The following is a 26,023-nucleotide window of genomic DNA, read 5'->3' as shown; positions in this document are numbered from 1 at the left end:
CCATGAAGCGTCTTTAGCTTAATATGCAGCGGTGGGGCAGTAGACCGGGTCATGGACCCAGCCTCCAGTATCAATCGGCTTTGATCACCTCAACACCCTCAGGTGTCGACATCATCAGAAGATCAGCTCCACGCAGCGCGAACAGACCGACCGTCACAACACCGGCGATGTTGTTAATCTGATCTTCGGCCGCTTTCGGGTCGAGAATGCTCATGTTGTGCACATCGAGAATAATGTTGCCATTATCTGTCACTACACCCTGACGGTACTCTGGCTCACCGCCGAGCTTTACCAATTCACGCGCAACATAGGAGCGCGCCATAGGAATGACCTCTATGGGCAGCGGGAAGGCGCCAAGCACGTCTACCTGTTTGCTCTGATCAACGATACAGACAAACTCTTTTGACGCTCCGGCCACAATTTTCTCGCGCGTCAGCGCTGCGCCACCACCTTTAATGAGGTTCAGATGTGGGTCGAACTCGTCGGCACCATCCACATAGAACTCCAGCCCACCAGTCTGATTCAGATCGACCACCTCAATACCGTGCGAGCGCAGACGCTCTGCCGAGGCTTCTGAGCTGGCTACCGCGGACTGGAACTTATCCTTGTGTTGAGCCAGCGCATCGATAAAACAGTTCGCAGTTGAACCTGTACCGATACCGATGATGTCATCTGACTTAAGTTTAGGGACAACATAGTCGATTGCAGCCTGAGCAACGGCCTGTTTCATTTCGTCTTGAGTCATCGGATCGATCTCACTAGATTCGTGTAAAAAAGTGCCTCGATTATACGTGAACTGGGCAGTTATGTAGACGAAATTAGCCCAAATCTATACCATTTGCGCACTGGAAATTATTAGGTCCGTGAGTAACTCCGACTATGCAGCGCTATATCCGTAAAATTCTTGAAGCACGCGTCTATGACGTTGCCGAGCAGACCCCTCTAAGTGAGGCGCGTGGTCTGTCCGAGCGTCTACATAACCACGTGCTACTCAAACGTGAAGATGAGCAACCGGTCTTCTCGTTCAAGATTCGTGGCGCGTACAACCGTATGGTTCAGCTCACCGATGAAGAGAAAGCCCGTGGCGTCATCACTGCATCCGCAGGTAACCACGCTCAGGGTGTTGCCTTCTCTGCGCGTCATCTAGGCATCAAAGCAACCATCGTCATGCCTAAGACCACCCCTTCCGTCAAAGTCGACAACGTGCGCCGCATGGGCGGCCGTGCGGTGCTACATGGCGACGCTTTCGACGACGCGCGCAAACATGCGGCGAAATTGATGGAAGAGAAGGGGCTGACCTACATCCCTCCATACGATGATATGGAGGTCATTGCCGGTCAGGGCACTGTTGGCATGGAGATCTTACGCCAGCACACCGGCCCCATCGATGCGATATTTGTGCCTGTTGGTGGCGGCGGCTTGATCGCCGGTGTTGCCGCTTACGTCAAATATTTGCGCCCCGAGACTAAAGTGATCGGTGTCGAGTTTAACGAGTCGGCCTGTCTGGCACTTGCCATGAAAGAGGGCCATCGCGCAGTACTTGATACTGTTGGTATCTTCGCTGACGGTGTCGCCGTTGCGCAGATCGGTGAACACACCTGGGATATCTGTAAAGATCATGTCGATGAGGTGATCACGGTTGGTGTCGATGAGATCTGCGCCGCAGTGAAAGATATCTACGACGATACCCGCTCTATCTCAGAGCCAGCTGGCGCGCTCGCCGTCGCAGGCCTGAAGGCCTATGTTGAGCGTGAGCAGTGCACCGAACAGACGCTCATCGCGATTAACTCGGGGGCGAACGTCAACTTCGACCGTCTGCGTCATATCGCCGAGCGCTCTGAGCTGGGTGAGAAGCGCGAAATGCTGATCGCTGCGCAGATCCCAGAGCGCCCGGGCGCGTTCAAGAATTTCTGTAAGGTGCTGGGCAACCGCAATATCACCGAGTTCAACTACCGCTACGCGGACTCTCAAGCGGCGATTGTGTTCGCCGGCGTACAGGTCAATCCTGACAATGGCGGCCGCGCAGAACTGATGGCGGAACTCGAGCAGGAGCTCGACAAAGTTGAGGACCTGACCGACAACGAGATGGCCAAGGTACACGTCCGTTACATGGTTGGCGGCCATAAGCCAGCGCAAGTTGAGCATGAGCTGCTCTACCGCTTTGAGTTTCCTGAGCGCCCCGGTGCTCTCATGAAGTTCCTCAACAAGCTGGGCGGGCGCTGGAATATCTCCATGTTCCACTACCGCAACCACGGTGCGGCCTACGGCCGAGTACTGGTGGGGATGGAAGTGCCGCCGGAAGATCGTGAGAAGGTGAACCACTACCTCGACGAACTAGGCTACACCTGGTTTGATGAGACACAGAACCCGGCATACACGCTGTTTTTGGGTTAGCCAAGTCGCGACCGTCGCTACGCGACGATCCCTCGTACAAAACACTTTTGTACGAGGCTTGTGAGCCGCCGAGCGGCGAACGAGGCGACGAGGCACTCATCGGGACTGCAATTTGGCTATCAGTTCGGGTTCATCAAGCAGTTTCAAAAATTCGAGAATCTGACCGATCTCAGCATCGCTTAAACCCAGAGGTTCAAGATCAACAGAGCGTTTGATGCGCTCTAGCTCGCGTTTATCGGCGAAGCCGATCCAATCAATCACCTCAATATGGGGCGCCTCAGGCAAGATAGCTTGGGAGCGATCATAGCTTTCAAGCGCTGCAATCGGGTCATTATGATGTTCGATCATCGCACGCAGCGTTGCATAGGCCCCGTTGTGACCATAAGGTGCCGTAAATGAGAGGTTCCTGAGACTCGGCACCCGAAACGCATAGGCGTCCTCGGCTCGATTGCTGACACCCATTCGACCGACATCTCGTGCCCAGGGGTCCCACTGGCGAGTGCGACCGGGCCCCATCGGAGGCAAGCCTAGTGAGTAATATTTGCCGTCGGTAAACAGCGGCCCTGAGTGGCATTCACCGCATCGGCCTTCGCCATAGAACAATGCCATACCCGCTTTCTGATCAGCGCTCATATCAATCTGTTCACCGCGCGATAGGCGGTCGATAGGCGCGTTAAAGCTTTGAAACTCGGAATTTATGTAATCGCCGATCGCGTTGGCTAAATGGGTATATTCCGTATCTCGGCGGCGCTCCAACTGCGGATAGGCCGCGTTGATCAAGCGCCAGTACTCATCATCGGCTATTACACGCTCAACAATGACCGGCCAGGCGTAATCAATACGCTGACGCACCGCACCTATCACCTCGTTCTCGCCGGTATTTCCAGCCATTTCAAATTGAGCTGTCACCGGTAGTGTGGCCTGAACGGCTGATAAACTGGTGAGTCCATGCGGCAGCCAAGCCTCAGCTGGGCTGTCATACCCCGAGGGAGCCCCGGGATCTATCGATACCCGCCCATCCCAGAACTGTTCGGTAACTGACTTGTGTCCAAGATTAAACAGATGCGGCGAATGTCGGGGTACACGTTTCATAATCTCAGGGTTGGCCTTGCGATCAGGACCAATACCCATCGCCCCTTCGCCCAACCCTAATGAGAGACCGTCAGCCGTGCCCTGATCTGGGTGATGGCAGGTCTGACAAGATATGTTTTGGTTACCACTGAGAATCTCATCAGCGAAGAGCCTCTTACCGAGCTCGACAGTTTCAGGTCGAGTGGTAAGATAATCCTCCACCTTGATTGGCTGCCACGGCAGCTCAGCAAATACGGGCAGAGAGATAAGAGTAAGAATGCTTAAAACTTTAGTTTTAACAACCTGCATTGCGCTATCAACTCCGGTCTTGGCTATCGATGTTGAGGATGCGAAAAATATGATGGAACGCGGGGAGTACGAGGAGGCCTACAAGGTACTTTACCCCATGGCTCAAACCGGCAACGCCGAAGCAGAAGAGCTGATTGGTAGCATGTATGCGCTGGGCACTGGCGTTGAACGCGACGACATTCGCGCCTTCGAATGGTATCTGCGCGCGAGTTTGCGTGGCCATCCGGGCGCACAGTCGGGTATCGGCTGGTACTACGAGGTCGGCCGTGGCATGCCGGCTCCTGACCTTGTAAGGGGCTACGCTTGGTACACCCTGTCTGCCATAGGTGGCGATCCGGATGCGGCGATCAGTCTTGAGGAGATCGTTAAAAAGATGACCCCAGAAGAGATTGAACAGAGCCTGATACTGGTTAAAGATTACCGCGCTCATATCTACCCATTCCAATAAAACAGGGGGACTCAAACGTCCCCCTTTTTACTTAGCTCTGAATTACATCAGATCACGTTCGTACTCTTTAGCGAACTTAGCTTCAGCTTCCTGAGAAGCAGCCTGGAAGGCTTTGAAGAAGCGATCACCTTCGCGCACGTTAGTTTGGAACCAGTCGTAAACAGGCTTAGCAGCTTCGGCCAGTGCAGCTTTCTCTGCAGGTGTCGGCACGTAGAGTTCACCACCGATCTCTTTAAACTCCTGGTATGCCTGAATTGACTTACGCTTGGGGCTTGCGAAGGTCGCCTGCTGCAGCGCGGCGAAACCATCAACAACCACTTTACGCATATCTTCTGGCATAGAGGTGAACACTTCGTTGTTCATCATCCACAGCGCTGCCATGTAGGCGTGACCATCGAGAGTTACGTATTTAAGGCCCGCTTCTGGGAACTTCATGCCCATGATATCGGTGATACCATTCTTCGAACCGTCTACAACACCGGTCTGGAAGCTTGAGAACAGCTCTGGCCATGGGATTGGCGTTGGGCTTGCACCCAGAGCTTTAACCAGCTCCTGCGGCAGGTCCGCAACGACGGTACGGATTTTCAAACCATCAAAGTCTGCAGGTGATTTCAGAGTGCGCTTAGTATTCGCAAAGTTACGCCAGCCGCCAGTGTTACCAACGGTCATCAGACGTACAACACCGTCAGAGTCTTTCAGCATCTGATCACGCAGATCACGCACGAATGGGCCAGTCAGAACCTCTTCAGCAACACGGTCATTCGCCATTACGTATGGCAGGTCGAACATCTGCACGTATGGGAACGTGCTTGCAACACCACCCGAGGTAGAGATGTAGATATCTACGCTACCGTCCTCAATCGCCTGCAGACACTCGGTACCGTTAGCACAAAGCTGTGTGCCGATATACAGGTCAACTTTAATCGCACCGTTACTCGCAGCTTCTACGTAGTCTTTGAAAACTACTAGACCATCATAGTCTTCGTCGTTCTCGTTTGAGTTTGCGACGGCACGCAGATTGTAATCAGCCGCCATTGCCGCGCCAGATAGCGCAATGCTTGAGCCAATCAGGGCTGCGCTCAACATTTTTTTGGTTTTATTAAACATGTTGCTTCCTCTTGCTTGCTGGGTGAGGCTGGGCCTCGGTTTTAATCAGGGTTAGTTCGCTAGCCCTAACAATCTGGGTATCGTCATCGATATTGCCGGGAAATAGGTGATTAGAAATATCACCAGTATCTCGACCGCCAAGAATGGCAGAATCGCACGACTAATAGTCTCCACTTTTTCGCCTGATACTGAGCTGGCAACAAACAACACCAGCCCCATGGGCGGCGTCGCCAAACCAACCGTCAGGTTGACGCTCATAATGATCGCGAAGTGCACGGGGTCTATGCCCATGCTGATAAACACGGGGCCTAGGATAGGACCCAATATGATGATTGCAGGACCTGCATCCAAGAACATTCCCACAACGAATAGCAAAATGTTGATCAGGAACAGCAACATATAAACCGAGTCGCTGAGCCCCAGAACATAGGTCGCTAAATCCTCGGCCACATGTGACAAACTGACCACGGTTTTGAAGGCGATAGCAGCACCGACCAGCAGGAGAACGACTGCACTCGACATCGCCGCTTTATTAAAGATCTCTGGCAGTTCGCTCATCTTCAATGTGCGAGTGATGAATAGACTCAGAACAAGGGCATAGGCTACTGCGATAGCGCTGGCTTCGGTCGGTGTGAAAATACCCCCGAGGATACCACCAAGGATAATAACGGGCGTCAGCAGAGGCAGAAACGCACTCCGCGCGGCTTGGCCTCGTTCACGCCAACTCGCTTTTTTGCTCGCCACAGGGAAATCGTATTTGCGCGCCATGACTGAGGTGATCGCCATCAGAGACACACCCACTAGAATGCCCGGCACTAGGCCCGCGGCGAACAGCGCTGCAACCGACACCTCCATGGTGTACGCGTAGATAATCATGATGCCGCTCGGCGGGATGATAGGGCCTATAACCGAGCTAGCTGCGGTGATTGCCGCTGCGAATTTACGTTTATAACCATTCTTCTCCATTGCCGGGATCAGCATCGATCCCAAGGCACTGGTGTCGGCTACTGCACTACCCGAGAGTCCGGCAAAGAGCATTGAGCTGAAGATGTTCACATGGGCCAAACCACCGCGAATGTGTCCGAGTAGTGACTGACTAAACTGCACGAGTGACAGAGTAATCCCACCACGGTTCATCAACTCGCCCGCCAACATAAAGAAAGGAATCGCCATCAATGGGAAACTATCGATGCCGTTATAGATATTGCGGAACAGCAGCGGAATATCGCGATCCATATCTAGAAGCATCAGCATAGAACCGGGCGCGGCCAACATTGCAAAAAACACCGGCATGCCGATCAGAATGAGAATCAGGAATAGCGGTAAAAAGAAGGTTAAGCTCATGCTGACTGCTCCCCGCTGAAGAGTGCTTTGAGATGCTTCAGCGCCAGTTCGATAGTGACAAAAAGCATGGTGAAGTAGCAGACTGCCATAGCGAGATAGATCCAAGCCCTAGGTAGATTAAAGCTCGCCGCGCGAGTGCGAAAACCCCGCTGAAAGAAGTCGATAGAGATATCGCTGAGAATCACCAGAATGGCAACGGCGACACAGGTCAAGACTAGGCGTAAAAGACGGCTCAAGAATCGCGGAAGGGAGTCAGGCAATAACGTAATTGCGACAAAATCACCGCGACGCAACGCTGGCGCAGCGACAAGCGCCATCATCCAGATCATTAGCGCACGTGCTACCTCTTCCGGCCAGGGTAAGGCGTTGTTGAATACGTACCGCATAACGACTTGCAAGAGGATGGTCGCGACCATAATCGCGACCAGAACCCAGGCGATACCCAGACCTACTCTGCCAGCCTGATCATTTACCCACCCAAGACCATCCAGCGCTTTATCAACCGCTCTCATTGACTGTCCTTTATTATATTTTTTGTTGTTGCCCCGCGGGCACCCGCGTAGCGATCGAGCAGTCAGTCCGATCGCTACGACTATCCAACTTAAGGTACCTCGTGTCCAGCAGCAGCCGTCAAGAGTTCAAACCAAGTTTCGCGATCAAGCTCGACCTCAAGGGCCTTTGAAACGCTTTTAATTCGGCCAAGGTTGTTGGTACCGATCACCGGGAGGATCTGTGCCGGATGCGCAAGCAACCACGCTAGTGACACTAGGTCACTCGAAACCCCCTGTTCAGACTCCAGACGTTGGAAAATTGGCTGGAGTCGATCAGCTGCTGCCGATCCTGAAAATAGCGAGCCACCACCCAGTGGTGACCAAGCCATCGCGCTAATGTTGTCCAGCTGCATCGCTGATAACGTTCCGTCAGTGAATGGATCGCGGTGCAACAAACTCATCTCTATCTGGTTGACCACTAGCGGATTGGTCATGTGTTGTTGGAGCAGTTTCCAATCCCAGACGCCGAAGTTAGAGACACCCACCTGTTTAACCTTACCGCTAGCAATCAAACTGTCGAGGGCTGCGCCTGTTTCAGCGGCATCCATAAACGGATCGGGGCGGTGAATCAGGAGCAGATCGAGGTGATCTGTGTGTAGGTGACGCAAGCTATTATCAACACTCGTGCTGATGTAGCCGGCGCTGGTGTCGTAGTATTTCACGCGACGGCCAGGATATTTGTCGGAGATCAGCGCGATATCGCACTTGCTCACCAGCTCCATAGAGTCGCGCAGACTAGGCGCCTCTTTCAGCGCTTCGCCAAACAAGCGCTCACACTCGTAATCACCATAAATGTCTGCATGATCGAAACTAGAGATACCCTGCTCAAGACAAGTATCAATCTTGGCGCGTACGGTCGCAGAGCTCTGATCATCGCCATCAGCAAGACGCCAAACCCCATAAACGAGACGGCTGAGTGATAGATCTGACTTCCCGAGAGTGACACGCTGCATACTGAACCCCTGTTTACTCTGTGCTACCAAAAATAAGTATCAATAGTGAATCAATTTTGCTTGATCCTAACAACGAGCTGAAATAATGTAAATGAATGTTGTAGGTATTTTCGTTATTCTTTTCGAAAATATTCGATCTTCACAGTGATAAGGTGCCCAATGCCAGCCCGCAGCTCTAAGACTAGTAACAAATTGCCGATCTACCAGCAGATTAGCGAATACCTCCATCGCGAGATTCTTTCCGGTCGCTGGCTGGCCGGCGATCGCCTGCCGATAGAGGCAGAACTAGCCGCGAATCTGGGCGTTGCAGTGGGCACGCTACGCAAGGCGCTGGCAAAACTGGAGGAAGATGGCTTGATTGAGCGCCGTCAAGGCTCCGGAACCTATGTCAAACGCGCACCTGATGGCAAAGCGATCTACTCCTTTTTCCACCTTGAGTTAGTTGAAGGTGGCGGCGCCCCGTCAGCAAACACCCTGCTGGTGGAGCCTCGCGACGTTACATTCCTCGCATCCACCTTTCCGGGCGGCCGAGTATGGAGTATCCGCCGCGAGCGTATGCTAAATCGGCGTCTGGTGGCGATGGAGGAGATTTTTTTCAACTCTGCGCACGCAAAAAAACTGGAGTTGAAGGATCTACACGAATCGCTGTACCTACATTACGAAACTCACTTCGGATTCTGGATCAGCAAGGTCGAGGATCAGATTGACTGTGCCAAGGCCCCTGCTTGGGTTTGCGAGTCTTTAGGACTCCCCGAAGGCTCGGTATTACCACGTGTTCAACGTTGGAGCTGGTCCAACGAAAACCACGTGGAAGAGTTTTCCTACACCTGGTTTGATCCCGCCAAGGCCCGCTATGTGGCGCGTTGGCGCTAATTAATCTCTCTTTTTCGGAGCATCTCGATAATGACACATGTTGTTCGGTACGGCCTACTCGGTTCAGGCATGATGGGACAGGAGCACCTGCGCAATCTAGCGCTGATAGATGGCGCAACGGTCGTAGCGCTGGTAGAGCCCGACGCTCAGATGCGTGCGCGCAGCCTAGAACTGGTTCCGGATGCCATCTGCTACGACACGCTTGAGCAACTACTCGACAGCGACACTGAATTAGATGCATTGGTGATAACTACACCCAACTATCAGCACGCTGATCAACTGCTACAACTGTTTAAGCGCACTACACTCCCTATTTTGGTTGAGAAACCGATCGTGACCTCGCTAGAACAAGCGGTGGCAGTGCATGAAGCCGCTGCAAAACACCCGGCGCCGGTTTGGGTCGCTATGGAGTATCGGTACATGCCGCCGGTAGCGCGTTTTCGCGAGCAAATTAGCGCAGGAGACCTCGGCGATCTGAAAATGCTAGCCATCCGCGAGCACCGTTTTCCATTTTTGGAAAAAGTCCAGGATTGGAACCGCTTCAACCACAAAACAGGCGGTACTCTGGTTGAGAAGTGCTGCCACTTCTTTGACCTTATGCGTTTAATCGTGGGCGGTGAGGCGATCCGTGTGTACGCCTCGACCGGACAAGACGCTAACCATCTTGACGAAACATACGACGGCAAGACCCCTGACATCATCGATAACGCTTTTGTGATTGTCGACTTCGCCAACGGCAAACGGGCATCGCTCGATCTAAACATGTTCGCCGAGGGCTCGCGATACCAAGAGGAGATCTGCGCGATCGGACCGAAAGCGAAGTTAGAGTGCTTTGTACCGGGCCCCGGCCGCTTCTGGCCAACGGAGACACTGGGAGCCGCTCCCATTCCTAAACTCGTTATCAGCCCACGCGAACCTAAAGGTCCGATCGAGCTGGATATTCCTGTGGATGAGACAATCTTGGCAGCCGGCGATCACAACGGATCAACCTACTACCAGCACGTTGGCTTTTTCCGTGCGATTACCGAGGGCGGCGCGGTAGACGTGACTGTCGAAGACGGCCTTAAGGCTGTCGTTCTCGGCCTAGCGGCGCAAGAGTCGGCGCGCACAGGTAGAGCTGTAGAGATTGTTGATTCGGGACTGAGCTACCGCTGATAAATAAATTCATACACTAATCATTTACATGCGATGTTTTTTCAGATAAGGTGCGATTCATGCATTATTGATTCACCTTATTGAGAAAGCGATTTAAAGAGCTGGAGTCATCATGAGCATCCAAATTTCAAAACTGGCAGAACAGAAGCAGGTAGACGGTTTAGATTTCCCACTGCTGATCACACCGCCATCGGATGAGGTAAGTGCAACTGAGGCATCCAGCCTCCAGTGGATTAGTGATAATCGCGAAGAGCTGCACCAGCTCTTGATCAAGCACGGAGCTGTACTGTTCCGCGGGTTCCCAGTGGACTCTTCAGATGCGTTCGAACGCATGTTGGACCATACAAACTACGAAAATATGCCGTACATCGGTGGGGCTGCGCCACGTACACAAGTGACCGCTTCGCGTATTGTCACTGCAAATGAGTCGCCGGCGACTGAAAAGATCCCATTTCACCACGAGATGGCACAGGTACCTACACCGCCCGGGTACATCTTCTTCTACTGCGACATTCCGTCACCAGTGGGCGGAGCTACTTCTATCCTGCACTCGGCAGAGATTTGCGACACCTTCTTTGAACTCAACCCGGAGTTTGCTGCCAAAGTCGAGGAACAAGGCGTGCGCTACATCCGCGTGATGCCTGAGATAACCGATACTGCGTCAGCTATTGGTCGTTCATGGAAAGATACCTTCCAGGTTGAGACGCGCGAACAGGCTGAGGAGGCGATGCGCGCCGCTGGCATGGAGTGGGAGTGGTTGGAGAACGGCGATGTGAAGACATACACCGCTGTTCTACCCGCCGTTCGACTAGACAAAGAGACCCATCGCAAAGTGTTCTTCAACTCGTTGGCGGCGGTCTACACCGGCTGGAACGATAGCCGCAACAAAGGCGAAACCGCTGTGCTTACGGCAAATGGGGAGTACCTCGATGCGGACGTTATGGCGCGTCTAGTCGAAGCAATGGACGAGAAATGTGTGAACTTCAAATGGGAGAAAGGTGACGTGCTGTGGATTAACAACCACACGGTACTGCACGCTCGCCAGCCGTTCGAAGGCGATCGTCGTATTCTGGCCTCTATCGCGTTTAAAGAGTCGGCCTAAGCAGAACAGGTCGGGTCGAGACCCGACCTAGGGTCTCGTGTAATTTCGGGAAATACCGCTGCGCGGTACATCCCTCGTACGCAAAAAAACGTCCTGTGCGAGGGTTGTACGCAAAGCGCATTACCCGACCCTGGGCTACCCCTTGGTTAAAACCCGCCTAACCGCGTCCAACCACCCAGCATAACGCTCGTCGGCATCTGCCGCGCTCATCTGCGGTTCAAAGTGGCGCTCTAACGCCCAAGTCTTGGCAAACTCACCTTGAGCTGGGTAAATGCCCGCTCTATAGCCAGCCAACCAGGCCGCACCGACAGCGGTTGTCTCTATGACCTTAGGACGATCCACCGGCGCTTGCAGAATGTCAGCTAGCGACTGCGCCATCCAGTCATTCGCTACCATGCCGCCATCAATGCGCAGCACGGCCTCTGCAGACTCGCCGCTACTCGCTTCCCAATCTGAACGCATCGCTTCATACAGGTCTCGTGTCTGATAACCCACCGAACGCAAAGCAGCACGCGCAAGATCAGCAAATCCGGTATCGCGAGTGAGCCCAAAGATCGCGCCGCGGCACTCAGAGTCCCAGTAGGGCGCACCCAGACCGGTGAACGCTGGCACAAGATAGACGCGGTTTTCAGGTTTAGCCCCCGAGGCAAGCGCCTCAGTCTCACTGGCGTGGCGGATAATCTGCAGACCATCACGCAGCCACTGAACCACCGCGCCAGCGATAAAGATGGACCCTTCCAGAGCATAGGTCGGTTTACCATCCAGCTGATAAGCGATCGTGGAGAGCAGACGGTTCTTCGAATGTACGCATTTATCGCCGGTATTCAGCAGTGCAAAACAACCAGTACCGTAGGTCGACTTGAACATCCCAGGTTCAAAACAGGCCTGCCCCAAGGTTGCTGCCTGTTGATCGCCGGCCACACCGTAGATAGGCAGTGCATACCCACCAAACAGCTCTTTGCGCGCGGTACCGAAATCAGCGGCACAGTCTTTTACTTCAGGCAGCATGCTGGCCGGAACGCCGAGGATATCGAGCAGCTCCTGGTCCCAGTGACCGTCTCGGATGTTGTACATCAACGTGCGCGAAGCGTTTGTGGCGTCGGTAACGAATGACTCACCGCCAGTCAGTTTCCAGATCAGATAGGTGTCCACCGTACCGAACAGTAATTCACCTCGTTCAGCGCGCTCGCGAGCGCCCTCAACATTATTGAGGATCCAGCTCACCTTGGTACCAGAGAAGTAAGGATCGAGCAGTAATCCCGTACGCTCAGTAAAGAGCGGTTCGTGACCCTGCTGTTTTAGGCCTTCACAGAACTCAGCGGTGCGACGATCCTGCCAAACAATCGCATTGTAGACAGTCTCACCCGTGGCTTTGTCCCAGACCAAGGTGGTTTCGCGCTGATTGGTGATACCGATTGCTGCGATATCTGCAGCAGAGATACCTGCCTTCTCGATCGCTGCACTGCAAACGCCTACTGTGGATGACCAGATCTCATCGGGGTTGTGTTCGACCCAGCCGGAGTTCGGGAATATCTGCTCAAACTCCTGCTGACCGGTAGAGACCGGCCGCAGGTTCGTATCGAACACAATAGCGCGGGACGAGGTTGTACCCTGATCGATCGCGAGAATGTACTTTGTCATTATACCTTCCTAAAAACGAATACCGCCCAGAAGATACAAAGTGCAAGCCCTCCCCACAAGGGGGTGCCCATAAATCCCAGCCAGCCCAGCATAATAAATACTGATCCTAGAATTGAGATAAAGAGCCTGTCGCCGCGGGTTGTAGTGATGCCAAATACACCAGTTCGCTCGGCGCCTCCGGGGTATTTGGCTTCGAGGAAGGCCAAAATTCCGATGCAAGAAAATATGAAGACAAAAATTGCTGCCGTTGGCCACGTCCATGCCATCCAACTCAACATTAGACCCTCCCCATCGCGAAACCTTTCGCGATATTGTTGCGCACGAAGTAGATTACAATCGCGCCAGGGATAATGGTTAGCACACCTGCAGCTGCAAGTAGCCCCAACTCATATCCGGCACTTGATGCTGTCTTTGTCATCGTTGCTGCGATTGGCTTTGCGTCCACGGCTGTCAGAGTTTTCGCAAGTAGCAACTCCACCCAGGAGAACATGAAGCAGAAGAAAGCTGCCACACCAATACCTGCCTTAATATTCGGCATGAAGATCTGAACGAAGAAGCGCTTAAACGAATACCCATCGACATAGGCCGTTTCGTCTAACTCTTTCGGCACGCTCGACATAAAACCTTCAAGGATCCAGACAGCTAGCGGTATATTGAACAGACAGTGCGCAAGTGCAACTGCTATGTGCGTGTCAAACAACCCAACAGCCGAGTACAGCTGAAAGAACGGCAGTGCGAAAACAGCTGGTGGGGCCATACGGTTAGTTAACAGCCAGAAGAACAGATGCTTATCACCCATAAAGCGATAGCGACTGAATGCATAAGCTGCGGGCAAAGCCACCATCAGCGAGATGACTGTATTGATAGCCACGTACAACGTAGAGTTGATGTAACCCCAATACCAAGTTGGGTCAGTAAAGATCACTGCGTAGTTCTCAAGAGTCCACACCTGCGGAAAGAAGGAGAACCCACTGAGTATCTCGTTAGTAGTTTTAAAGCTCATCGACACTAGCCAATAAATAGGCAGCATCAAAAATAGAATGTAAAGTAGCGGAGCTACGCTTCGAAGTCTCATAGCACCCTCTCCTAGTCCTTGGACTCTTTCGTCATCAATGTGTAGAAAATCCAGCTAACCAGCAACGTAATCGCGAAGTAGATCAGCGACATCGCAGCTGCAGGGCCTAGGTCAAACTGACCTAACGCCACTTTTACTAGATCGATAGAGAGCAGGGTGGTGGAGTTACCCGGACCACCTCCGGTTAGAACGAAAGGCTCTGTGTAGATCATGAAGCTGTCCATGAAACGCAACAGTATGGCAATCGTCAAAACCTGCTTCATCTTCGGCAACTGAATGAAGCGGAAAACCGACCACTTAGATGCACCATCAATCTCGGCCGCTTGATAGTAAGCATCCGGAATCGATACCAGACCAGCATATGCGAGCAGCACCACGAGCGAGGTCCAGTGCCAGACATCCATTACGACGATCGTCACCCACGCCGCTAACGGGCTTTGAGTCATATCGTAATCGATACCCAACCAGTTATTCAGGCCGTAACCCATCAGACCGATGTCAGGCAAAGTGAAGATGTTCCACATCGCACCAACGACGTTCCAGGGGATAAGTAGTGGTAGCGCCATCAGAATTAAGCACACCGGCACCCAAATGCCCTTGCGCGGCATAGCCAAGGCGATCGCCACACCCAATGGGATCTCGATAGCCAAGATTATTCCTGTAAACAGGAACTGCCGACCTAAGGCCGCGTGAAATCGTTCTGAGTGAAGAATCTGCTCAAACCAATCAACGCCCTGCCAGAAGAATACGTTATTACCAAAAGTTTCTTGTACGGAGTAGTTGACCACTGTCATTAGCGGTATCAACGCATTAAACGCAACCAGTAGAATTACTGGCAGCACTAGAAACCAAGCTCTAGGGTTCTCTGTTTTCATTATTATGCCTCCTCAAACTCGTGCTGCAGATCAACTAACCAGCCGTCGGCGTAGAGGCGCGTGCTAGACTGTTCAAATTGAAGGAATACCTGCTCTGAGCTGATCTCCTGATGTTCATCAAGGATGACGTTGACTTTTCGGTCACCCACCAGGGTTTCCAGAACCTTGTGCCGACCTACGTCCATCAAGTTTCGAACCTTGGCGGGCACACCACTGTCGGCCAGAGACACAAACTCAGGGCGCACCCCGATCTCCAATGGACCTTCCGGAAGGTCATGTGTAGGACTATCAACCGCAACACACTGCCCTTCGACCCAAACCTCTCCGTCCTTAACCTCTGCCGGCAACACGTTCATGCCTGGGGAACCAATAAAGTGGCCAACGAAGGTGTGTTCCGGTCGATCGAACAATGCTTCAGGCGTGCCGACCTGCAATACTTGACCAAAGTTCATCACGACCACCTGATCAGCAAACGTCAGAGCTTCGGTCTGATCATGAGTGACGTAGATCATCGTTGTTTTCACCTGCTGGTGAAGCTCTTTTAGCTTTGATCTGAGCTTCCATTTCAGGTGCGGATCAATAACAGTCAACGGCTCATCAAACATGATGACATTTACATCTTCACGAACGAGGCCACGACCCAGAGAGATCTTCTGTTTATTGTCGGGCGACAACCCAGCAGCTTTCTTGGAGAGCATATCCTCGATCTCGAGCATGCCCGCGATTTCACGGACCTTTGCATCGATCTTAGCCTCTGCAACACCACGATTTCTCAACGGAAATGCAAGGTTGTCATAAACAGACATAGTGTCGTATATGACGGGAAACTGGAAAACCTGCGCGATATTACGATCTTTAGGCGATAGCTTAGTCACATCAGTCTGATCAAACGTCAGCTTGCCATGTGAAGGCACCAAGAGACCTGAAATAATGTTCAGAAGTGTTGTCTTACCACAACCCGAGGGCCCCAGAAGTGCGTAGGCACCACCATCCTGCCAATCAAAATGTACCCGTTTTAGAGCGAAGTCATCTTCACTCTTTGGATTTGGGTAGTAGGAGTGACGTATATTTTCGAGCTTAATCTTAGCCATACTGCCCCCTACACAACTCGCTGACCGTCAGCGCCGAAGAAGAAACAGCGGCTGTCATCAAGATAAAAATCATGTCGTTCTCCGACTTTGTATGGGTGCAGGCCGTCCGATTGAGATACCCAGACCTCGTGGTCCAATTGGAAGTGAGCAACACTCTCGGAACCGGAGAGCTCAGTTACCCTAACATCGCCATGCAGGGGTATTTTTGCTTCCGAATCCGGTTTCGGTCTTACAAAATGCGGACGCACTCCCAAGGTATACTCGCCCTCAGTCAGCGTTGCCGCCTCACCTTGCGCGGGCCAACTAAACGCGTTCGTAAGAGCGATCGAGCCACCGCGCTTCTGTACTTTGGATATATTCAGCGGTGGGTCAGAGAATACCTGTGCCGCATTAAGATTCGCTGGGGAACGGTAGACGTCAGCGGTACTGCCAAATTGAGCAATGTGACCTTCATACATGGCAGCAGTATGACCACCCAACATCAGAGCCTCAGCGGGTTCAGAGGTCGCGTAAACCACAATCGCCCCACGATCTGCAAAGATCCCCGGCAATTCTGAACGCAACTCTTCGCGCAGCTTGTAATCAAGGTTTGCGAGTGGCTCATCAAGAAAAACCACTACTGAATCTTTAATAATCGCGCGCGCCAGAGCGCAGCGCTGCTGTTGTCCGCCGGATAACTCATGAGGACGGCGATCCAGCATTGGCCCCAGGCGCAGCAAATCTGCCGTTTCATCTAAGCGGCGCTTAATTTCAGACGGACTTACCTTTGCAAGACGCAGAGGCGAAGTAATGTTGTCGCGTACGCTTAGGTGAGGGTAGTTAATGAAGAACTGGTGAACGAAACTAATATTGCGCTGCTGTGGCGGCGCTTTGGTCATATCTACGCCGTCATACAGAACCTGACCTGAGGTCGGAGTATCCAGACCCGCCATCAGTTTCATCAGCGTAGTTTTTCCGGCATTCGTAGCCCCCAAAAGAACATTAAATGCACCGGATTCAAGAACCAAACTGGTTTCATGGATATGTATGTCGGCGCCGACGCGCTTCGATACATCTCGAAGTTCGAGTTTCATGACAACTTTCTCAAACAGTGAAAAAAAATGAGCCACTCCGGCGGAGTGGCTCATGTAGACTAATTAGTTAGTCCAGCTCTTGACGAGCTCATCGTAGTTCACGGTCATACCCTGAGGCTTCTCGTTAGAGAGCTTAGCCTTAGGACCGTCTGGACGACCCAGCCAGTAGGACGCGTCTTTCTCTTCGTTCAAACGTGGGCCACAGCCACCGTATACCTCTGCACCTTTATCAGCGCGCTCCATACGAGCCATGGTGATGTCCATCTCTTCAGCCAAGCGATCCATCGCTTCCTGCGGAGTGAACGCACCCGAGTTTACGTCACCAATCTGCTGCCACCAGATCTGTGCCAGCTTCGGATAGTCTGGAACATTTACACCGGTGGGTGACCACATGTTGCGATCAGGCGAACGGTAAAACTCAACCAAACCACCCAGTTTTGGTGAACGTTCTGTGAACGATTCGTGGTTAACTGAAGAGTCACGAATGAACGTCAAACCGACATGTGACTTCTTAACATCAACGGTCTTGGAGGTAACGAACTGTGCGTACAACCAGGCCGCTTTTGCACGATCTTCTGGGGTAGATTTCAGAATTGTCCAAGAGCCCACGTCCTGATAACCGACTTTCTGACCCTCTTCCCAGTATGGACCATGTGGGCTTGGTGCCATGCGCCACAGAGGAGTACCTTCCGCATCAACCGTGTTGTTACCGTCTGCCTGAGACTTAACCATGTCAGCTGTAAACGCTGTGTACCAGAAAATTTGCTGAGCTACGTTACCCTGACTCAATGCTGGCAGGGACTGGTAGAAGTCGTAGGATGCAGCGCCCGGAGGAGCGTAATTACGCAGCCACTCATCCCACTTGCGGATTGCGTATACAGCCGCAGGGCCGTTAGTGGCACCGCCGCGGGTTACACTTGCACCCGCCGGGTTACAGCTACCCTCTTCCATGCGGATACCCCACTCATCGATAGGAGTACCATTTGGTAGGCCTTTCGAACCGGCACCTGCCATGGAGAGCCACGCATCGGTCATACGCCAGCCTAGGTCAGGAGCGCGCTTACCGTAGTCCATGTGACCGTAGATAGCTGTGCCGTCAATTTCCTTGACGTCATTAGAGAAGAATTCTGCGATATCTTCGTAAGCCGACCAGTTAACTGGCACACCCAAATCGTAACCGTACTTAGCTTTAAACTGTGCCTGCAGATCTTCACGATCAAACCAGTCTTTGCGGAACCAGTATAGGTTGGCGAACTGCTGCGAGGGTAACTGGTAGACCTCACCATCAGGACCCGTTGTAAACTGCAGCCCCATGAAATCATCGAGGTCTAACGTTGGACTAGTAACATCCTTGCCCGCGCCGTTCATTAAGTCTGTCAGACTGTAGGCAAGCTGCAGTCGTGAGTGAGTACCGATAAGATCAGAGTCGTTTACATACGCATCGTAAAGATTACGCTTGGTCTGCATTTGAGTCTGAACAGCCTGAACCACTTCACCTTCGCCTAGCAGCTGATGGTTCACTTTTATACCAGTGATCTCTTCGAACGCTTTGGCTAGGACTGTCGATTCGTAGGTGTGAGTAGGAATGGTTTCTGATAGGACGTTGATCTCCATGCCCGCATATGGCTTGGCAGCGTCGATGAACCACTGCATCTCTGAAACTTGCTGTTCCTGAGAGAGTGATGAGGGTTGGAATTCAGACTCGATCCACTTCTTAGCCGCAGCGATATCTGCCTGAACTTGACCTGTAAGCGTCATTGACGCCAGCGCTACTGCTACAGCAAGTTGCTTACGCATAGCTTCATCTCCTTGTTAATTATTCTTGTCGCCGCTGAGACGGAGGCTCCATCGGCTTTCCAAAATGTGCCAAAGTAAAAATCGAAAGTAAAGGAAAATTTTTATGTTCGACTATGTTCGTATTTTGTGCCTAAGATATTCGTACCGAGACTTAGTGAATCAATATTGGAGGAATTATTACAGAAGCCAGAGCGAGTTTACGAAAATTGACGTAGACTTCCCGATAACAACGATTAGAGAGGGAATAAAAGAGGCCGCTATGAAGCAGCAATTACGAAAAGACAGAATTCTCGAGATACTTGAGGAGACCGGATTCGTCAGCATAGATGAGCTAGTTGAATTATTTGACGTGACCCCTCAGACCGTAAGACGGGACCTAAACCAACTCGCAGACTCCGGCCATCTAGTCCGCCATCACGGCGGGGCCGGCATAGAGTCAAGCACGCAGAATACCGCGTATAACACCCGTCAAACGCAAGGAACCTCAGCAAAGAACGCTATCGCGAAAATGGTCGCCAGAGACATACCCGATGGCTCATCTCTATTCATCAACATTGGTACAACAACTGAAGCCATCGCTAGAGAGCTGTTACAGAAAGAGGCATTGAAGGTTGTGACCAACAACTTACACGTCGCTTCGATCCTCTCTCAGAGAGAAGATTTTCAAGTCATCATCGCAGGCGGCGAAGTGAGGCACAGCGATGGCGGCATAATAGGTGAGGCCACTGTAGACCTGATAAGGCAGTTCCAAATGGATTTCGCGATTATTGGTATTAGCGGAATCCAGGCGGATGGGACCCTGCTCGACTTCGATTACCGCGAGGTAAAGGTAGCCCAAGCAATCATCGCAAACTCACGCCGCGTAATGCTGTGTACGGATTCAAGTAAGTTTGGGCGCAGCGCAATGGTAAGGCTGGGCACATTAGAACAGATCGATGATCTCTATACGGACGATTGTCCCGGTGGGGAGTATCCAGAACTTATCAAATCCTATGGCGTTCAACTTCACTGTCCACAATCTTCATAACTGAAGCAAAATCGAAAACAGCCGTAACAAAGCACTAACTATTTTTACTTTATTTTCGTTTATTTTTCTTTTTAATTCGTTTATGTTCGATATTAGATTGAAATAGTAAACTTCAACAATTCAGTATGTGGTGCGGTTAGTTTTATGGCTCAACTTGAACAGGTTTTCGATGTTGTCGTTGTTGGTGGCGGCGTTAACGGTGCGGGCATTGCGATGGATGCAGCGGGACGCGGTCTAAAGGTCGCGATGATCGAGATGCACGACCTCGGAGCGGCAACCTCTTCGAATTCCAGCAAATTAATCCACGGCGGACTCCGTTATCTCGAGCACTACGAGTTCAGACTGGTTAAAGAGGCTCTAGCAGAGCGCGAGTCACTGCTGCGCAACTCGCCCCACATTATGTGGCCTCTTCGGTTTATTCTTCCACATCGCCCGCACCTTCGGCCTTCGTGGATGATCCGCATAGGATTATTTCTGTATGACCATCTCGCTAAACGGGAGACCTTGAGGGCCTCTGAGGGAGTGCGTTTTGACTCGTCTTCCCCACTGAAAGATACCATTAGAAAGGGATTTAAGTATTCAGATGGTTGGGTTGATGATGCTCGACTGGTTGTCTACTGCGCTCTGGAGGCACAAAAGCATGGTGCAAGCATTCTGCCTCGCAACAAAGTAACTTCCGCAAAAAGAGAGAGCAACCTCTGGATCATCGAGGCTGAGGATATGCAGACCGGCGAGAAACGTTCTGTCTCGGCAAAGGCGCTCGTAAACGCAGCTGGGCCCTGGGTCAGCAAGCTCTTCGGAGAGGCACTGCATACGCCAGCACCTAAAGAGATACGCATGGTCAAAGGCAGCCACATGGTTGTGCCAAAGATTTACGATCATGACGAAGCCTACATCCTTCAGAATGAGGACAACCGCATCGTCTTCGTTATCCCTTACGAAGATGACTTCTCGCTCATTGGCACCACAGATGTTGATTACACCGGCGATCCCAAGAAAGCGACAATCTCTGATGAGGAGATAGAGTATCTGCTGGGTGTTGTAAACGCACACTTCAAGAGACAGCTAACTCCCGCCGATATGGTTTGGAGTTACTCCGGTGTGCGCCCACTGATGGATGACGAAGGTGGATCGGCACAGAAGGCATCACGTGATTACACCTTTGAGGTGGATGCGCCTGCAGGCTCAGCCCCCTTACTATCTGTATTTGGTGGCAAAATCACGACCTATCGTAAGCTGGCCGAAGCAGCAACAAACGCGATTTGCAGGCACTTTCCACAGGCTGGAAAAGCCTGGACCAAGAGCGCAACGATGCCAGGCGGCGATTTTAGTGATCATCAATCGCTCAATACCGAACTGGCAAGCCAATACCCCTGGCTACCCGAGCTCGTGCGCAAACGCTACGTGCGCACCTACGGCACTTTGACTCATGAGGTGCTCACCGGTCGGACATGCGTAGAAGATATGGGGCAACACTTCGGCGCGACACTATTCGCTTGTGAGGTCGATTATCTGATAGCGAACGAATGGGCTGTGACGGCCGAGGATGTGCTGTGGCGCAGAACGAAGCAGGGTTTACGTCTATCGCAAGAGCAACAGCAGCAGCTTGAGGACTATCTAGCGCTCCAAGAAGTTCGGTACGCCAGCAACCATGTAGGAGCGCTATCGAGCCATTGACGGCAGGTATGCAGCCGATTCAGGAGCGATTGGCGTTGATCGGCTCTACTTCATAACTCTAGTTAGGGCTACTGGTATTGTTACAGGGCGTCTCGGGTGAGTGATGAAAGTGATCTCGTACCATCGCTTGAATGGTGTAGAGCGTCATCGAGGTCAGCCCCCAAGTCAGTCCAACAACGACTCCGGCATCGATGATTCCGCGCCAAGGTTGAGGGATGTAGTGCACGAGAATAATTAGCAAAATGATACCGGTCGTCAGACTGAATGCGACAATTTTGCGTTTGCGTGTTGTATAGAAAAACCCCATACAGAAAACCGGAGCCAGCAGAAAACGAACCGGTGTCGGGTGGTGGCGCAAATAACGGATACGCGCGGCAACGCGCGGCGAGAAGTTCTTCTGGAAGCCTTTGTAGCCTTCCGAGTAAGCCATCATCAGCACCCAAACTACCAGCACGACCCAATGAAATAGGCCGATCTCAGCAAAGGGAATATCTAACGCCATCGGTGTTAGGCGATAAATTGCGCTGGATAGCAGCAGAAAAATCCCTGCAAAGCCCCAGAGGGCAGCAACCATTCCCACAAAAATAACCTCAAAAAAATCGACGGCGCGCAGTATATCAATTCAGTGATCTGGGGAGAAACTGCTAAACAAACATTAGTCAGCAGAGTTTTGCTCTGCGCTCCTCCTACTTGTAATCAGCCTTGTCCAGCGCGTATTTACGCATCTTGTCGTAAAGGGTTTTGCGCGGAACACCCAGAGTATTTAGGGTCTCTTTGATCGATCCTGCATGACGCTCTAGCTCGTTCTGTATCAGCATTTTTTCGAAGTTTTCCACCCGCTGCGGCAAGCTCAGTGTGCTATTCGATACCGCCGGCAACTCCTGTGAACCAAGGTCGAAATCGCAGGTGTCTCCTAACAGGACATAGCGCTCCGCCAGGTTGCGCAACTCACGCACATTACCGGGCCAGTTGTGTGCTACCAACGCCTGCATCTGCTCGGTAGGCAGCGGCGCCACTTCGCGCCCGTACTGACCTGAAGCCACCAACGAGAAGTGTTTAAACAGTAGCGGTATATCCTCCCGACGATCACGCAGCGGGGGGATATCGAGCCGTACAACGTTGAGTCGGTAGTAGAGATCTTCGCGGAAATTCCCCTGTTCAGCTAGGGCTTTCAGGTCGCTCTTGCTTGCGGCTATCACGCGAATATCAAGTGGTATGGATTGGTTGGAGCCGAGCCGCTCAATGGTTCGCTCCTCAAGTGCGCGCAGCAGTTTGACTTGCATCGCCATCGACATCGACTCAATCTCGTCGAGAAATAACGTGCCGCCATTCGCATGTTCAAACTTGCCGATGCGCCGGCTTTTAGCGTCGGTAAAAGCACCCGCCTCATGGCCAAATAGCTCGGACTCGATAAGATTCTCGGGCACAGCACCACAGTTGATGGCAACGAAGTTCGCACTACGACGATTCGAGGTCTCGTGGATGTAGCGCGCTAGCATATCCTTACCCGAGCCAGTCTCAGCATGGATCAAGATATCAGTTGGCATATCGGCTAAATTCTTAACCAACAGGCGTAAGCGCTGAATGCCGGGCGCATTTCCGATGATTCGCGGGCCCGCCATATTGTGGGTGGCAATCTCCTCTCTAAGCGCGCGGTTCTCCAGTGTGAGGCGACGCGTCTCAATCGCACGGCGGACCACATCAATAAGCAGGTCCGAAGGAAAAGGTTTCTCAATGAAGTCATAGGCACCGTTGCGAATCGCATTGACCGCCATAGAGATATCACCGTGCCCTGTAATCATGATGACCGGTAGTTGGGGATCACGCTGATGCAGTTGTGCTTGCAACTCGAGGCCACTCATACCCGGCAGATTTATGTCGCTCACCACAACCCCACACCAGCCCTCAGGAGTGGCAGCCAGGGCGTCCTCGGCATTGGCATAGGTTGCTACTTCATAGCCCTCAAGTTCCAACGTCTGACCCGCGGCTTCGCGGATATGCGGGTCGTCATCAACCAAGATTAAATTAGTCTTATCATCCAGCGTTGCAGTCACGGTTAACTCACTTGCTTGGGCTGTGATTGTGGAGCCTCACAGCGCGATAGTTTTAAGATGAATTCAGCACCGCCGCTCTTACCCTCTCTGAGCCTCAGCTCGCCGTTGAGGCTATGCACGATACGTTGGGAAATAGAGAGGCCTAACCCTAGTCCAAGCCCCTGAGCTTTGGTGGTAAAGAAAGGTTCGAATATACGGCGAGCGACTTCTGGGGTGACACCCGGCCCACTGTCCTCAAAACCAAGCACGACTCGGCCAGACTCGTCATCGTAGAGGTGCACCTGAACTGTTTTGGTCTCAGCAGACTCCATCGCCTGCATCGCGTTGTTCAATAGATTGACGACCACCTGCTCAAGACGCAGCTGATCACCTGCAACCCAATGACGCTCGAGACTCTCTGGCCAGGCTACCCGCACTCCGGCTCTCTCAAGCTGCCCGTAGAGTATCGACATTGCGCCATCACGCAGGTCGCGCAGACAGACTCTGCTGGTGTCTGCGTCACTCTTGCGGGCGAACTCTTTTAGCGGGTGAAGAATACGCGCCATGCGTTCGGTGAGACCGGCAATGGCCGTCATATTAGAGTCCGCTTTCTCGGGCATACCCCGTTGCAAAAAACGCTGGGCATTATCCGCATAGTTGCGAATCGCGGTCAGTGGCTGATTCAACTCGTGGTTGATGCCAGCAGACATCTGCCCCAAGACCGCTAACTTCGCAGCTTGCACCAACTCACTCTCAGTCTGGCGGTGCTGTTCCATCTCGGTACGTAGCAGTTGGTTAGTCGCCTCCAGGTCGCTGGTCCGCTCGGTCACTCGCTGCTCCAGCTCACCCTGTATCCGTTCCATCTCTTCAAGATGGAGTCGGCGCTCAGTGATGTCTACAAGGGTTACGATTAAGTGGTACTTGCCACTAAGCAGCATCGTATTGAGCGTCATCTCAACAGGAATCTGCTCACCGTGGGCATTAAGAGCACTGACCTCCAAACGTAAGTTCTGCTCTCGCGTGCTCACTTCACGCATTACGTACTGCTGCATCAATGTCTGGTCTTCCGAAGCCAACAGACGATAGAACGGCTCGCCCATCATATCCTGAGGCTGATAACCAAATAGACGCTGAAGTACTGGATTAAAGTACTCAATGCAGCCGTCGGTATTGATCAACGCAAGACCCGCGTGGGTGTTGTTAAGGATCCCTGTTACCCGCGCCTCATTCTCTTGGCGTACCTGCTCCTCACGCTTGCGGAACAGCTCTCGCTCACGACGAATGCGCCGACGCTGCTGTGTGAGGCTGATGACCAACACGACCAAAAGAAAGAGGAATGAAGAGAGCGCCTGAGCAAGCAGAACACGCTCCTCAAGTGGCTCGAGACTGACCAGCATATGTACACGCAAGTCTGTGTCTGCAAGGTCTTCGGAGATACGGAAAAACCGCTGCGCTTGCACAGCCTCCAGGTTATCACCGCCGAGCCTATCTCCACTAAGAACTGTTACCTGTTCTACGCCATCGGCCTCACCTTGATAGACAATATCCAGAGACTCCAGTTGTTGGTCGCCGTAGCGCAGACTGTCTACGATACGCTGCATCTGCTGGTTATCCAACGGCCTGAGTGTCCTAAACATCCATTCAGGCTGGGTGCTGATTACAACCACGCCGTCATCGTCAGCGACCATAATCTGGGTATTGGGATCAGTCCAACGCTCCTCAATCTGATCGAGATCGATCTTAACAACTACAGCACCAATAACCCCGTTTGGACTCTCGATAGGGTAACTGAAGTAATAGCCACGCTTTTTGGTCGTGCTACCCAGAGCGAAATAGCGCCCCGGCTTGCCCTGCATCGCATCGGTAAAATAGGGCCTAAAACTAAAATTGCGGCCGACAAAACTGGTCTCTTTCTGCCAGTTACTCGCGGCCGTGGTTGTACCGTCAGCTGCCATCACGTATACATCAAGCGCATGCACCAATTCGGCAGAGTCTTTTAGATAGCGGTTCGCTCGGTTAACAAGTTCTGGGGTACGCCCAGCGGTCACCACCAGACGCAGCAGGTCATGGTTAGCTAAAAGCTGAGGTAAGCTTCGATAGCGCTCCAAACGCTGCTGCAAGCTATCTTGATATTGGGCTAGGTCCGTAGCCGCCTTCTGCTTCAGTTCCACCATCACCTGAGCACGCGTAACCAAGCTGACATAGATAATCAGCGCAGCGAATAGCGTCACGGTCACCACCAGAATCAGCGGTCGGTTTGATTGTTGGAGCGGCTTCGTTGTTAGCATTATGAAACTCTGAGTCCTCTAGTTTCGATTCTTTCGCACTGAAGCACGGCTTGCAAGCCTAACCTCGGGGCAGCCAGCGACTAACAACACAGAGTACAGTGGTTTATACTATTGCCAACTGTTCATCACAGCTCAAAAT

The 26,023-nt window shown here is 52.3% G+C and carries 23 protein-coding genes; 7 read left to right on the top strand and 16 right to left on the bottom strand.

What is annotated here, in order from left to right; all coding sequences use genetic code 11:
- Positions 1-70: 70 nt before the first annotated feature.
- Entirely contained in the window at positions 71-745 is a 675-nt protein-coding gene (rpiA, locus tag AC1WNR_RS01925) for a ribose-5-phosphate isomerase RpiA (protein WP_481642855.1), read from the bottom strand.
- A gap of 134 nt (positions 746-879) precedes the next feature.
- Between rpiA and ilvA the strand changes: the two genes are divergently transcribed.
- Positions 880-2,394: a threonine ammonia-lyase, biosynthetic gene (gene ilvA / locus AC1WNR_RS01920; protein WP_481642854.1), complete on the top strand. Its 1,515-nt coding sequence runs from the start codon at positions 880-882 to the stop codon at positions 2,392-2,394.
- Between the two features lie 96 nt (positions 2,395-2,490).
- Here the strand turns inward: ilvA and AC1WNR_RS01915 are convergent, their stop codons facing one another.
- Positions 2,491-3,774, bottom strand: coding sequence for a cytochrome-c peroxidase (locus tag AC1WNR_RS01915; protein WP_481642853.1), 1,284 nt, complete (start codon positions 3,772-3,774; stop codon positions 2,491-2,493).
- On the opposite strand from AC1WNR_RS01915, the gene AC1WNR_RS01910 reads away from it, so the two are divergent.
- Positions 3,743-4,222, top strand: a complete 480-nt coding sequence (locus AC1WNR_RS01910; RefSeq protein WP_481642852.1) for a tetratricopeptide repeat protein — start codon at positions 3,743-3,745, stop codon at positions 4,220-4,222. The two genes, AC1WNR_RS01915 and AC1WNR_RS01910, sit on opposite strands and share 32 nt — an antisense overlap.
- Positions 4,223-4,264: 42 nt before the next feature.
- Here AC1WNR_RS01910 and AC1WNR_RS01905 read toward each other — a convergent pair whose 3' ends face one another.
- The 4 genes from AC1WNR_RS01905 to AC1WNR_RS01890 form a co-directional block, all read right to left on the bottom strand.
- Positions 4,265-5,329: a TRAP transporter substrate-binding protein gene (locus AC1WNR_RS01905; RefSeq protein WP_481642851.1), complete on the bottom strand. Its 1,065-nt coding sequence runs from the start codon at positions 5,327-5,329 to the stop codon at positions 4,265-4,267.
- A 51-nt stretch (positions 5,330-5,380) separates the two neighbouring features.
- A complete protein-coding gene (locus AC1WNR_RS01900) occupies positions 5,381-6,673 on the bottom strand; it encodes a TRAP transporter large permease (protein ID WP_481642850.1) in 1,293 nt (430 codons plus the stop codon).
- Positions 6,670-7,185 carry a TRAP transporter small permease gene (locus AC1WNR_RS01895; protein ID WP_481642849.1) on the bottom strand — a complete coding sequence of 172 codons (516 nt, stop codon included), beginning with the start codon at positions 7,183-7,185 and terminating at the stop codon, positions 6,670-6,672. Before AC1WNR_RS01895 ends, AC1WNR_RS01900 begins: the two co-directional genes overlap by 4 nt.
- 89 nt (positions 7,186-7,274) lie before the next feature.
- On the bottom strand, positions 7,275-8,177 hold the full coding sequence (locus tag AC1WNR_RS01890) for an aldo/keto reductase (protein WP_481642848.1): 903 nt from the start codon (positions 8,175-8,177) through the stop codon (positions 7,275-7,277).
- 159 nt (positions 8,178-8,336) lie between these two features.
- Between AC1WNR_RS01890 and AC1WNR_RS01885 the strand changes: the two genes are divergently transcribed.
- From AC1WNR_RS01885 to AC1WNR_RS01875, 3 genes are all read left to right on the top strand, one after another.
- Positions 8,337-9,050: a GntR family transcriptional regulator gene (locus AC1WNR_RS01885; RefSeq protein ID WP_481642847.1), complete on the top strand. Its 714-nt coding sequence runs from the start codon at positions 8,337-8,339 to the stop codon at positions 9,048-9,050.
- A 30-nt stretch (positions 9,051-9,080) separates the two neighbouring features.
- A complete protein-coding gene (locus AC1WNR_RS01880; protein WP_481642846.1) occupies positions 9,081-10,205 on the top strand; it encodes a Gfo/Idh/MocA family protein in 1,125 nt (374 codons plus the stop codon).
- A gap of 112 nt (positions 10,206-10,317) precedes the next feature.
- Positions 10,318-11,307, top strand: a complete 990-nt coding sequence (locus tag AC1WNR_RS01875) for a TauD/TfdA family dioxygenase (RefSeq protein WP_481642845.1) — start codon at positions 10,318-10,320, stop codon at positions 11,305-11,307.
- Between the two features lie 135 nt (positions 11,308-11,442).
- Here AC1WNR_RS01875 and glpK read toward each other — a convergent pair whose 3' ends face one another.
- The 7 genes from glpK to AC1WNR_RS01840 all read right to left on the bottom strand — a co-directional run bounded on the left by glpK (position 11,443) and on the right by AC1WNR_RS01840 (position 18,859).
- On the bottom strand, positions 11,443-12,948 hold the full coding sequence (gene glpK, locus AC1WNR_RS01870; protein WP_481642844.1) for a glycerol kinase GlpK: 1,506 nt from the start codon (positions 12,946-12,948) through the stop codon (positions 11,443-11,445).
- Positions 12,948-13,226, bottom strand: a complete 279-nt coding sequence (locus tag AC1WNR_RS01865; protein ID WP_481642843.1) for a DUF2160 domain-containing protein — start codon at positions 13,224-13,226, stop codon at positions 12,948-12,950. Before AC1WNR_RS01865 ends, glpK begins: the two co-directional genes overlap by 1 nt.
- Positions 13,226-14,023 carry a carbohydrate ABC transporter permease gene (locus tag AC1WNR_RS01860; protein WP_481642842.1) on the bottom strand — a complete coding sequence of 266 codons (798 nt, stop codon included), beginning with the start codon at positions 14,021-14,023 and terminating at the stop codon, positions 13,226-13,228. Before AC1WNR_RS01860 ends, AC1WNR_RS01865 begins: the two co-directional genes overlap by 1 nt.
- An 11-nt stretch (positions 14,024-14,034) precedes the next feature.
- Positions 14,035-14,898, bottom strand: coding sequence for a carbohydrate ABC transporter permease (locus AC1WNR_RS01855; protein WP_481642841.1), 864 nt, complete (start codon positions 14,896-14,898; stop codon positions 14,035-14,037).
- A gap of 2 nt (positions 14,899-14,900) precedes the next feature.
- Positions 14,901-15,989 carry an ABC transporter ATP-binding protein gene (locus tag AC1WNR_RS01850; protein ID WP_481642840.1) on the bottom strand — a complete coding sequence of 363 codons (1,089 nt, stop codon included), beginning with the start codon at positions 15,987-15,989 and terminating at the stop codon, positions 14,901-14,903.
- Positions 15,990-15,997: 8 nt separating this feature from the next.
- Positions 15,998-17,062, bottom strand: coding sequence for an ABC transporter ATP-binding protein (locus AC1WNR_RS01845; RefSeq protein ID WP_481642839.1), 1,065 nt, complete (start codon positions 17,060-17,062; stop codon positions 15,998-16,000).
- 63 nt (positions 17,063-17,125) lie between these two features.
- Positions 17,126-18,859, bottom strand: a complete 1,734-nt coding sequence (locus AC1WNR_RS01840) for an ABC transporter substrate-binding protein (protein ID WP_481642838.1) — start codon at positions 18,857-18,859, stop codon at positions 17,126-17,128.
- Positions 18,860-19,118: 259 nt separating this feature from the next.
- Here AC1WNR_RS01840 and AC1WNR_RS01835 point away from each other — a divergent pair, with 259 nt between their 5' ends.
- Together AC1WNR_RS01835 and glpD are read left to right on the top strand one after the other, a co-directional pair.
- On the top strand, positions 19,119-19,886 hold the full coding sequence (locus AC1WNR_RS01835; RefSeq protein ID WP_481645351.1) for a DeoR family transcriptional regulator: 768 nt from the start codon (positions 19,119-19,121) through the stop codon (positions 19,884-19,886).
- Between the two features lie 144 nt (positions 19,887-20,030).
- On the top strand, positions 20,031-21,563 hold the full coding sequence (glpD, locus tag AC1WNR_RS01830; protein ID WP_481642837.1) for a glycerol-3-phosphate dehydrogenase: 1,533 nt from the start codon (positions 20,031-20,033) through the stop codon (positions 21,561-21,563).
- A 58-nt stretch (positions 21,564-21,621) separates the two neighbouring features.
- Here the strand turns inward: glpD and AC1WNR_RS01825 are convergent, their stop codons facing one another.
- From AC1WNR_RS01825 to AC1WNR_RS01815, 3 genes are all read right to left on the bottom strand, one after another.
- Positions 21,622-22,137: a hypothetical protein gene (locus AC1WNR_RS01825; protein ID WP_481642836.1), complete on the bottom strand. Its 516-nt coding sequence runs from the start codon at positions 22,135-22,137 to the stop codon at positions 21,622-21,624.
- 112 nt (positions 22,138-22,249) lie between these two features.
- On the bottom strand, positions 22,250-23,617 hold the full coding sequence (locus tag AC1WNR_RS01820) for a sigma-54-dependent transcriptional regulator (protein ID WP_481642835.1): 1,368 nt from the start codon (positions 23,615-23,617) through the stop codon (positions 22,250-22,252).
- A gap of 2 nt (positions 23,618-23,619) precedes the next feature.
- On the bottom strand, positions 23,620-25,884 hold the full coding sequence (locus AC1WNR_RS01815) for an ATP-binding protein (RefSeq protein ID WP_481642834.1): 2,265 nt from the start codon (positions 25,882-25,884) through the stop codon (positions 23,620-23,622).
- Positions 25,885-26,023 lie beyond the last annotated feature (139 nt).

The sequence above is a fragment of the Marinobacterium marisflavi genome (assembly GCF_982447095.1).
Note: the sequence above shows the minus strand (reverse complement) of the source record. Positions and strands in the feature narration are given on the sequence as shown.